General features: G+C 60.3%; 8 protein-coding genes. 5 read left to right on the top strand and 3 right to left on the bottom strand.

The genetic code is table 11. The features are described from left to right. Positions 1–10: 10 nt before the first annotated feature. Positions 11–2263: an EAL domain-containing protein gene (locus tag FHT82_RS03490; protein ID WP_348647574.1), complete on the bottom strand. Its 2253-nt coding sequence runs from the start codon at positions 2261–2263 to the stop codon at positions 11–13. Between the two features lie 248 nt (positions 2264–2511). On the opposite strand from FHT82_RS03490, the gene FHT82_RS03485 reads away from it, so the two are divergent. Next, complete coding sequence (locus FHT82_RS03485) at positions 2512–3318, top strand: transporter substrate-binding domain-containing protein (protein ID WP_183726336.1); 807 nt, start codon at positions 2512–2514, stop codon at positions 3316–3318. Positions 3319–3387: 69 nt separating this feature from the next. Here FHT82_RS03485 and FHT82_RS03480 read toward each other — a convergent pair whose 3' ends face one another. Continuing rightward, a complete protein-coding gene (locus tag FHT82_RS03480) occupies positions 3388–4401 on the bottom strand; it encodes an AraC family transcriptional regulator (protein ID WP_183726334.1) in 1014 nt (337 codons plus the stop codon). A gap of 118 nt (positions 4402–4519) precedes the next feature. On the opposite strand from FHT82_RS03480, the gene FHT82_RS03475 reads away from it, so the two are divergent. From FHT82_RS03475 to FHT82_RS03465, 3 genes are all read left to right on the top strand, one after another. Continuing rightward, positions 4520–5959, top strand: coding sequence for an APC family permease (locus tag FHT82_RS03475; RefSeq protein ID WP_183726332.1), 1440 nt, complete (start codon positions 4520–4522; stop codon positions 5957–5959). Beyond that, positions 5956–6123: a hypothetical protein gene (locus FHT82_RS03470; protein ID WP_183800235.1), complete on the top strand. Its 168-nt coding sequence runs from the start codon at positions 5956–5958 to the stop codon at positions 6121–6123. Before FHT82_RS03475 ends, FHT82_RS03470 begins: the two co-directional genes overlap by 4 nt. 67 nt (positions 6124–6190) lie before the next feature. After that, positions 6191–8188, top strand: a complete 1998-nt coding sequence (locus FHT82_RS03465) for a primary-amine oxidase (protein WP_183726330.1) — start codon at positions 6191–6193, stop codon at positions 8186–8188. A 61-nt stretch (positions 8189–8249) separates the two neighbouring features. Here the strand turns inward: FHT82_RS03465 and FHT82_RS03460 are convergent, their stop codons facing one another. Beyond that, positions 8250–9791 carry a cation:proton antiporter gene (locus FHT82_RS03460; RefSeq protein WP_183727263.1) on the bottom strand — a complete coding sequence of 514 codons (1542 nt, stop codon included), beginning with the start codon at positions 9789–9791 and terminating at the stop codon, positions 8250–8252. Positions 9792–9895: 104 nt separating this feature from the next. On the opposite strand from FHT82_RS03460, the gene FHT82_RS03455 reads away from it, so the two are divergent. Then, positions 9896–11119: an NAD(P)/FAD-dependent oxidoreductase gene (locus FHT82_RS03455; protein ID WP_183727261.1), complete on the top strand. Its 1224-nt coding sequence runs from the start codon at positions 9896–9898 to the stop codon at positions 11117–11119. The last annotated feature ends 47 nt before the right edge of the window (positions 11120–11166 follow it).

Here is an 11166-nt window from a genome sequence, read left to right as displayed (position 1 = left end):
GGGCTGGCCGTCAGCCGTGCGACGAGGATACCGCTGTTGACCTTACCGCTTCCGTCGAGCGCAACGAAGAGAGGAACTCAGCCGGGGGCATGGGGCGGGAGAACAGGAAACCCTGCAGGTCGTTGCAGCCGGCCGCGACGAGAAAGTCTCTCTGCCCTTCGGTCTCGACGCCTTCGGCCGTCGTCGCTTTTCCAAGCGTGCGGCTCAAACCTAGGATCGCCGAAACGATGGCCGCACCCTCGGCTTGTGTTCCCAGCAACCGCACGAAGGAGCGGTCGATCTTGATCCGGTCGATGTTGAATTGAATGAGGTGGCTCAGCGACGAGAAGCCGGTGCCGAAATCATCAAGCGCAATCCGGATCCCCTGCGACCGAAGCTTGCCGAGCGTTCCTTGAGCATTTTCATCGATGTTGAAGAGTGCGGCTTCCGTCAGTTCCAGTTCCAGCCGCGATGGCGGCAGGCCGGTTTCGGTCAGGATGGAGAGCACGTGGCGGTCGAAGTCCCGACGCCGGATTTGCGAGGGCGAAACGTTGACGGCAACCGACATATCGGCCGGCCAGTTCGTGGCCGCCTTTGCGGCATTCCTCAGCACCCATTCGCCAAGCTGATCGATCATACCGGCCTCCTCGGCGATCGGGATGAATTTGTCTGGTGACAGCAGTCCCTGGATCGGATGGCGCCAGCGCAGGAGAGCCTCGGCGCCCGAAAGGTTCCCATGCGCGTCGGCACGATGCACGCCCTGAAAGAAGACTTCCAATTGGCCGACGGCGCTGGTGCGGGAGTTGTCCGCCATATCGGGCAAACCTGCGCTGTCTTCCAGCACGAGGCGAAGGTCGTTCTTGAGGCTTTCGCGTGCCTCCACCCGGTGATCCAGGGACGGATCATATTCGACCAGGCGGCCTCGCCCGTTGGTCTTGGCCTCGTAAAGGGCAACGTCCGCACGCCGCAAAACCTCGCTGGTCGCTTGGGTCGCGTCATGAAAGGCAGCGATACCGATCGAGCATCCGATGCGGACGACGACGTCGCCGCCACGAAGCTGGAACGGCTTGCTCAGGGCCTCGATAATGGCGTTGCAGACGAGGATGCAGCTATCGTCGCGCTCCCTGACATCGGGAAGAAGCAGCGCGAATTCATCGCCGCCGAGCCTTGCAAGCGTGTCGCCTGATTCGATCAGGGCATTCATCCTGTCGACGGCGCCGCGCAGCAGCTCATCACCGGCGGCATGCCCATGAATGTCGTTCACTTCCTTGAATTTGTCGAGATCGACAAGGGCAAGGACGGCGCGCTCGCCAGGCGATTTCATGGCCGCAAGGCATTGCTCGAAACGGGCCGCAAAGAGCGCCCGGTTCGGCAGACCCGTCAATACGTCGTGCAGCGAAAGATGCCGCGCATGATGTTCGCTGGCGCTGAGTTCTCTGAGGCTGCCGCGCAAACGGCCCATCAAGGCGAAGAAGAGGCCTGCGATGACAAGACCGGCCACGGAGAGCACGGGAACAAGCCTGCCGATGACGCGTGAGCCCGGCAGATCCGGCCTCCAGATGATGAAGCCGATAGGGTCGCCTGACGCCGTCGCCTCGATTTCGAACGCGACTTCATTCTGCTCCTGATCCGCGGTGCGGGCATAACGAGCGCCGGCCAGTCCCTGTTCGCGGCTCAGCGTATCGAGCGTGACACCGTCGAGGAAGCGGAACGCCACGAGGTAGAGCCTGTTGCCGTCATTTCCTTTCCGGGGATCCACTTTCGACGAGCGCGTGACCGAAACGACGCCCGCGACCGAAGGGCGGCCCTCAAGTCGCATCAGCTCCACGCGGCTTGGTTCCGGATCGGAGCTCGGCCCTCCCGGTACATCATGGTGCGTTGCTTCCAGATCCTGGATCATCGGCTGAAGCAGCGGACGCACCCATTTGAAGCGGCGTTTCGTTTCGGGATCGGACTGTAGAGCAAGCTCGCCTGCCGGGGTCACGAGGAACGCCGCGTTGTAACCGAATACCGTTGTCGCGATCTTGCCGAATGTCGCGGCCGATGTCGCGCCTGCGCGCTCGCTCTTGCCGCTGGCCGTTGCTGAATCCGCCACCAGCAGCGAAGCATAACCTGCACCCATCAGCTGGATATCCTGAGATACACGCCGGACCTGATCCAGAAGGCGGCTGTTGACGAGTTGGCGCTGTCGATCGAGGGCGGCTGCGTCGCTTTCCCTCCCAGCCCAGATAGCAGCCAGGAACACCAGGCCAAGAATTGCCAGCCCGCTGATCGCAAGCAGCACCAGTATCGACCCGGACGATGTCCAGGTCGCTCTGTGAGCGAATAATCTTAAAGGCGGATCAGCAGGCACGCAGTCTTCTCCCGAGCGCCCTGATACTGACCTCGATTGTTTACAAAATGCTTTTCAAGCAGCATCAAAATTAATGGCCGAAAATGATGAGCTTTTTAATCGTTTTGTGATTGGCTGCTCATTGCGCAACGCTTGCCGATGCAAGGTTGGCGATCGAGCTCTACATCAAGGTGATTGATATGTTGCGATTAGGATCTCTCTATCGTTCGAAGTTCTTCGCATTTGCCTGTGTGGCCGTTGCTGCGGCTGGTATTTTTGAGCCTGCTGTTGTCCGGGCTGCCGAAAACGACAGTATCCGCATAGCCGTCGAGGGCGCATTTCCGCCGTTCAACTATGTCGATTCCAATAATCAGCTTCAGGGATTCGACGTGGATATCGCCAAGGCCCTTTGCGAGACCGCGAAATTGAAGTGCGAATTCGTCATCCAGGAATGGACGGCGATGATCCCGAACCTGCTCGACAACAAATATGACGCGATCATTTCGTCGATGTCGATGAGCGCAGAGCGGCGCCAAAAGGTTGCCTTCACCCAGAAATATTATGACAGTCCGACGGTCTTCATCGCACGCAAAAACGACGACATCGCCGGCACGTCACCCGATGATCTGAAGAAACTGCGGCTCGGCGTGACGGCAGCAACCTCCCAGGAATCCTACGCCAAGAAATTCTACAGCGGCATCGCGACGACCGTATTCCACGCGTCTCCGGATCTTTACAAGGGTCTTGCCGACGGCAAGGTCGATATCATCCTGGAAGACAAGCTGGCAGTCTACGACTGGCTCGCAAACACCAAGGCAGGCAGCTGTTGCGCATTCAAGGGCGAAGATATCAAGAATACGGAATATTTCGGTGACGGAGCCGGCATCGCCGTGCGCCCGACCGACAAGGAGTTGCTGGACAAGCTCAATGCTGCGCTCGAAGAGATTGAGACTAACGACACCTACGACACGATCAACGCGAAATATTTCCCGTTTAGCATCCGTTGAGGGCGCCGGGCCGAATTTCCTTGATCGCTGCGGTTGGCCCTATGGACCTGCCGCAGCATTGTTTGCCGCCTACTGCATACATTCCCAATGTTTGCGGGCTCGCCACAGCACCGTCTCGTCCGCGTAACCCAGGACTTGAGCAAGCTCTTTCATTCTGACTGCGCCATTCTGTCTTTGCAGCGCAAGGATACTTTGGCGATATTCCCGCATGAGATCCCTCAACGACGTCCCCTGCTCGGAGAGCCGCCGCTGCAAGGTTCGCGGCGAAAGGCTGAGCTCCTGCGAAAGCCCGACGAGCGTGATGGGCTTGTGTCCCAGATAGATCCCGATCAATGATCGGACATGATCGACGGTCGAATCCGACTGCAACAACCTGCCGCTCAGATCTGCGATATGGCGCTCCAGGACCGCCGCCAGGTCGGGCTGTTCCTGGCGGTAGACGCGGCGGGCATCTTGCCCCGAAACCACGATGCGATTGGCAGACTCGCTAAATTTTAAAGGAGCCCGGAAAATCCGTTGCAAGGTCGTCGGATCACGAGGCGCCCTATGTTCAAAATGGACTTCGACCGGCCTCCACCCGCGGGCAAAACAGGCGCGGACGAGTTGGCAGGACGCGGCCAGCGTGAACTCGCTGTCCTGTCGTCTCGGCCAGAGCCTGGGATCGTCGAGGCGGTAGCTCCAGACCAGATTGCCGTCTTCCTGAAAAACACCGGAATTGGTGCCGCTCTGGACGGTGTTCACATATTTCGCCAATCGTTCGAAGCCGGTACGGATCGTGCTCGATATCGAAAAGAGCACGCCGATCGGGCCGATATCGCTCGGCTTGAACAGGGTTCCAAGCAATGCGCCCATCGTCGGATCTCCGACGATCGATGCCGCATCTTCAAAGATCGCCACATATCGGTTCATGGGGACCATGGCATAGGGATCGTCAAGCTGGCTGCGCAGAAGACCGTGAAGGGCGAGCAATACATCTGCCTTGCCGGATTTCCGGTCGATTTGTTCGATGAGCGGCAGCAGCACAGACGCACGAATTGAAGCAAATATCTGCGCGGACGTGCCGGTTTGCTGGGCAGATGACATGTTTTTGTTCCCCGCCGCCAGTGATGGCGCAAATTATCGATTCATTGGCATGAACTGCAATTTTGAGGCCAATCGGTCGTGGCTACCGTGTTGATGAAAATCAAAAACAGGGGTTCTCATGACAACGCACACCATTTTGGGAAATCCTCCCGATCGCCTCGCGAAAAACTCCGTCGGCCTTGCCCATATCGTCTTCTTCGTCGTGGCGGCAGCAGCGCCGCTCACCGCCGTTGTCGGCGCCACGCCCGCCGCTTTCGCGTTCGGCAATGGACCCGGTGTACCGGGTGCCTTCGTCCTGGCGGGGATCCTGTATCTCATCTTCTCGGTCGGCTTCACGGCGATGAGCCGGCATGTCGGCGGGACGGGCGCCTTCTACACCTACATCACGCAGGGCATCGGCAAGCCGGCCGGTGTCGGCGGTGCGCTGATGGCGCTTCTGACCTATTCGTCGGTACAGATCGCCATCTACGGATTGTTCGGTGTCTTCATGAGCGGCGCCGTGGCATCGATCGTGGCACTTCCATGGTGGGCGTGGTCCTTTGCCGCGCTGGTGGCCGTCCATCTTTGCGGCCAGCGAAACATTGCCTTTTCAGGCACGATCCTCGGGATCTGCATGCTGGCTGAAGTGGCAATCCTGCTGCTTCTCGACATCGGCATTGTGCTGACCGGCGGTGGGCCGGAAGGTTTCAGCCTCTCCTCCTTCAGCCCGGCCACCGTGTTTTCGCCGGGCCTCGGCGTGGCGCTCGTCTTTGTGGTTGGCTCCTTCATTGGCTTTGAGGCCACCGCTATCTTCGGAGAAGAGGCGGAAAACCCGGAAAAGACGATCCCGCGCGCAACCTATGCCGCCGTTTTGCTGATCACCGTCTTCTACGCGCTGTCGACCTGGGCCATCGTGCAGTTCTATGGCCCTTCGAAGGTGCAGGCGACGGCCGGCAGCGGCCTGGAAAGCTTCTATTTTGTCGCTGTAGACACCATCCTCGGACAATGGTCGTCGCAGGTGATGAATATCCTGCTGATCACCAGCCTCTTTGCCTGCATTCTGTCCTTCCACAACACGCTGAACCGGTATTTCTACGCGCTTGGGCGCGAAGGGCTGGTGGTCAGGGCTTTGGGCAAGGTTCATCCGGTCCACGGTTCGCCCTATATGGCGGGTACCGTCCAGAGCGCCTCTGCCGCCCTCGCGCTTGTCTGCTTCGTCGCAGCCGGTGCCGATCCCTATACGGTCGTCTTTTCCTGGATGTCCGCTTTGGCCGTTCTCGGGATCCTGGCTGTCCAGGCCCTCGTCTGCGTGGCAATCGTTCTGTTCTTCCGGGGATTGCCGCGTCGCTACAGTCTATGGACCACGACGGTGGCACCGCTCCTGGCGCTGCTCGGTATCCTCGGCTCAATCATCCTCGTCATCATCAACCTGCCGCTCCTGTCGGGATCGGAAAGCGCGATCGTGAAATCCTTCCCGCTGGTGGTGGTGCTGACCGGCCTGATCGGGGCGGCCTTTGCGGTGCGCATCAGGACCGTGAAGCCTGAACTCTATGCTTCGCTCGGGAAGGCATTCGAATGACGAGACTTCAACCTTTGACCCTCGTCGACCGGATGTCGCTGATCATCTTGATGGCTTTGACGACAGTCACAATCCTGGTGGCGGCAGAAGCACACGCATTTTGTTCTGTCTTCTGCATCCATGGCGATCGCACGCCCGAAATGGACATCTGCGCCGGCCGCTGACGCTGAGCCTCCCAGTGCGCAGCCGGATGCGCACTGTCCACCACCCAAAGCACATGAAGGACTGACAATGGACGCCGTTGTAGAAACGCTCGCCTATCCGCTCGACCCGCTGAGCCTGACCGAGATCTCGGAAGCAGTCGCAATTCTGAAGGACGAAAAGCAACTGCCGCAATCGATCCGCTTCCCGATCATTCGCCTAGAGGAGCCGACAAAATCCGACATGGCCATGCATCGCGAAGGAAGGAAGCTTCCCCGGCTGGCATTTGTCCTGTCGCTGGATTCCAGCTCGGGCGAGGTTCATGAATCGATCGTCGAGCTGTCAAAAAAAACTGTCGTCGAGCACAAGAGGCTGCTGCTTGAATCAGCGCCTTATGGGCAGCCGCCGGTCATGCTTTGCGAGTTCGAGACAGTTGAGGCCACAGTCAAATCGGACCCGCGCTGGATTGCTGCGGTCAAGAAGCGCGGTATCACCGAGGAAGATATTCCGCTCGTCCAGATCGACCCGTTTTCCTCGGGTTTTTTCGGACGGGAGTTTGAAAAGGGCGCCCGCATCGTTCGCGCCGTCTCCTATTGGCGCGAGGATATCCGCGACAACGGCTATGCCCATCCGATCGAAGGGGTCGTTGCGGTTGTCGACCTGATCAGCAATAAAGTGGTCGATCTTGTCGACGACGAGACCGTCATTCCGGTGCCGAGGAAGAAGCGGAATTACGGACAGGAGTCCTTTCCCGACGTCCGCCAGGATGTAAAGCCGCTCAACATCGTGCAGCCGCAGGGACCGAGCTTCTCGGTCGACGGCTGGACGGTGCAATGGCAGGATTGGTTGTTTCGCGTCGGTTTTACGCCCCGCGAAGGTCTCGTCCTGCATGAGCTTGGGATTAAAAACGGCGGCAAGCTTCGTCCCGTGATCTTTCGTGCCTCGGTGACCGAAATGGTCGTGCCCTATGCCGATCCGACCGCCAACCACTATTGGAAGAGCGCTTTCGACGCCGGAGAATATGGGCTGGGACGGCTCGCCAACAGCCTTGAGCTCGGCTGCGATTGCCTTGGCCAGATACACTATTTCGATATTCCGTCGGCCGATGATTTCGGCCAGCCGGTGATCATGAAGAACGCCGTCTGCATGCATGAAGAGGATTTTGGGATCCTCTGGAAGCACTACGAGTTCAGAAACGGCATTTTCGAAGTGAGGAGATCCCGCCGTCTCGTCATCTCCTTCTTCGCGACGGTCGGCAATTATGACTATGGCTTCTACTGGTATCTCTATCAGGACGGCACCATCCAGCTCGAGGCAAAGCTGACCGGCATTATTCAGACCGCGGCTGTGGCAGGCGGCCAGAAATATGCCTGGGGTGGAATGGTCGACGACAATCTCGGTGGCCCGACCCACCAGCATTTCTTCAATGCGCGCCTGCACATGGATATCGATGGCGGCGGGAACACCGTCACTGAGCATGAGTTCCAGCCACGCCCATGGGGAGAGGACAATCCCTACGGCAATGTCTTCGATGCGAAGACGAAGATCTTGAAACGGGAGCTCGACAGTCCCGCCGTCGCCAATGGCGAGACCGGCCGGTATTGGAAGGTCCAGAACCCCAACGAGCGTAATTCCGTGGGCAATGCGCCCGGCTATAAAATGGTGGTCATGCCAAGTCCCCTGATGCTCGCCCAGGACGGATCGACGGTTGCTCAGCGCGGCGGCTTTGCCAAGAAGCACATCTGGGTGACGGCTTTCGACGCGAAGGAAAAATATGCGTCCGGCGACTATCCGAATGTGCATGCAGGTGGGGACGGCCTGCCGAAATATGTCGAGAACAACCGGAATATCGAAAACGCCGATATCGTGCTCTGGCATTCTTTCGGGCATACGCATGTGTGCAAACCGGAGGATTTTCCGATCATGCCGGTGGAATATGCAGGCTTTACCCTGAAGCCGAATGGTTTCTTCGACAGCAACATCGCCATGAACCTCCCCGCTGCCCGCAATGAGCACAGCCGTGACAACCACGGCTCGGTCGCTTCCGATCAGGGGGACAAGGCCAGCGGCAGTTGCTGCGGACATTGACGGGGATCGGCTGCAGCATTGGGGGCGGCTGCAACGGTCGCCCCTTGTCTGCAGGCTACCCTTAGCTCTCGGTAATGCGCCGATCCTCATCGGAGCCGACCGAGAGCTGCTTCCAGTCGAGGTCTTCCTGCAATTCGAGATACTGCGTCGCGCCGATCTTATCCTTGTCGCGCAATTCCTCGAGGCGTTGTCGCTGAGCGATCACGGCGGCGATCGTCAGCTTGCGGCGGCGTACGAGCGGCGAGGTCTCGCCGGCCTCCGAGGGCACCGTCCAGTGATCCTTGCAGATCGTTCGGATGGCCTCCGCCTCGGCGCCACCTTCCTTCTCCAGCCGCTCAAATGCAGCTTCGGCAAGCGAGCGCCTTGCGGCTTCCAGTTCGTCTTGAACTTGCGCCTGCCGCCCAAGTTTCAGGAAATGGATCATCGGGGCGAGTGTCGCTCCCTGGATGACGAGCGTTGCCAGTACCACGGCAAAAGCCGTCAGCACGACGAGGTCCCGTTCAGGAAAATCGGCAGGCAGGGCAAAGGCGGTAGCGAGCGTCACGAGGCCGCGCATGCCGGACCAGCCGACCAGAAAGGTCTCCCCATGCCTGAAAGGCGACAGCAGCTTGCCGCGCCGGTGGCGTGAGATGACGTATGCGTGCAGCAGGAAAGCCATCGCCAGACGTGTAAGGATCACAGCGACCACAACGATGGCTGCAAAACCGAGCGCTCGCTCGAGCTCGCCAGCGGACATGGATTCCAGGATGCTGCGGGCCTGCAGGCCCATGAGCAGGAAGGCGACGACGTTCAGCAGGAAAACGACGGTCGTCCACACGGCGAAGGAATGCACCCGCATGCGCGGGGAATCGTCGACCGTCGACAGCATGGCGATTGTCATGGCGCTCGCAACCGTTGCCAGCACGGCAGAGAGGTGCAGATGCTCGGCGATCAGCCAGGTCGAAAAGGCATAGACGAACTGAAGCAGCGTGCCGCCGACCGTATTCTCGGTGATTGGCCGAAGCCGTGAGACGAAGAAGCCGAAGACAATGCCGAACAGAATGCCGCCGGGTGCAGCAAAGCCGATCTGAAGTGCGGTCGCGCTATCGAGCCCGCCGCGCGCCTGAACCGTGAGTGCTGCTCCGAACAGCAGCAGCGCCGTCGCGTCGTTGAACAGGCTTTCACCCTTGAGAAGTGCATCGACACGGCGATCGACCGGCAGATTGGAAAGCACGGCGGTCGCTGCAGCAGCATCGGGCGGCGCAACAATGGCGCCGAGCGTGACGGCTACTGCGATCGGCAGGCCGACGGTCAGCATGCTGATCGACACGACGACGCCTGTCGTGACCAGAACGGCAATGACGGCATAGAAGATCAGCGGCAGCAGCATGCGCCGCGCCGCGCCCATCGGGAAGTCATAGGCGGAGTCGACCAAGACCGGAGCGATGAACAGAGCAAGCGCCGTCGGCGGATCGATCGGGATGACAGGCGCCCCCGGCAACATCGCCACACCGACACCGGCGGCAGCCAGAATGCCGGGATAGGGCAGGTGCATGCGCCGGGTGATCTGCAGGAGCAGGATGGCGACGGCGAGCAGGGCAACGAGTGTTTCGAAGAAGGTCATGTCGGCATAGTAGCAGGCTTTCGGGCGCATTGAAGCGGGTGCGGCTCGCATGTAAAACTTAAGCCTATCAAGGTGATGACGAAGCGCGGAGCGAAACGGTGACGATGGACTACGATGTGGCCGTTATCGGCGCCGGTGCAGCAGGCATTGCCGCGGCACGAAAACTGGCTGAGGCCGGACACTCGGTCGTCATTCTCGAGGCCAGCAACCGCGTCGGCGGCCGGGCCTGGACGATCGAACTGTCAGGCATGCCGCTCGATATGGGCTGCGGCTGGCTGCACTCGGCAGAGCGCAATCCACTCGTTGCCATCGGCCGGGATGCGGGCTTCACGATCGAGCGCGGACCGACGGCCTGGCAGAGCCAGTGGCGTGATCTCGGCTTTTCGCCGGATGAACGGGCGGCTGCCGCTGCCGCCTGGGAGGCGCTCGAAGCGCGGCTGCGGGCCAATCCGCCGCCAAGCGACCGCGCCTCTGACGCGCTGGAGCCCAATGGCGAGTGGAACGCCTATTGCCAGTCGCTGAGCGGCTATCTGAACGGCGCGCCGCTGGAGCGGCTGTCTGTTGCCGATTTCCTCGCTTACGACAATGCCGCGACCAATGCCAACTGGCGAGTGCATGAAGGCTATGGAAGCCTGATCGGCGCCGCCGTCCCCGACGTGACGCTGCGGCTTTCGACACCGGTGCGCCGTGTCGCGCTGACCGGCGAAGGTGTCAGGCTGGAAACCGACCGCGGCCCGGTGACTGCGGGAGCCGCGATCGTCACGGTCTCGACCAATGTTCTTTCCCGCGGCACCATCGCCTTTGATCCTGATGTCGACGATCACCTGCATGCCGCAGGCCAGCTGCCGCTCGGTCTTGCCGACAAGCTGTTCATGGAGCTCAGCGGCAATCATGGCCTCGAACCGGAAACCCATCTGCTCGGCGATGCCAGGAATGCCGAGACCGGCAGCTATTACATAAGGCCGCTCGGTCGCCCGGTCGTCGAAGGGTTCTTCGGCGGAAAGGGCGCCGTCGTCATCGAACGGGCCGGTCTTCTCGACGCCTTCGCCTTTGCGCTCGACCAGCTGTCGTCACTTCTTGGAAACAACATCCGCCGCCACCTGCGCCCCTTCGCAGCGTCCGCCTGGTGCCACATGGATTGGATTCGCGGTTCCTACAGCCACGCGCTTCCCGGCCATGCCGGCGCGCGACTGGTGCTCGCGCGCCCGGTCGGCAACCGGCTGTTCTTTGCCGGCGAAGCGACCCACCAATCCGACTTTTCGACAGCGCATGGCGCCTGGGAGAGCGGAATAAGGGCCGCTGACGAGGCAATGGAAGTGTTCATCTAGACCTGCTTCACACGCATCTTGACGAGCTTCCAATTTTCGCTCGAGCC

The sequence above is a fragment of the Rhizobium sp. BK275 genome (assembly GCF_014193555.1).
Classification (GTDB): domain Bacteria; phylum Pseudomonadota; class Alphaproteobacteria; order Rhizobiales; family Rhizobiaceae; genus Rhizobium.
Note: the sequence above shows the minus strand (reverse complement) of the source record. Positions and strands in the feature narration are given on the sequence as shown.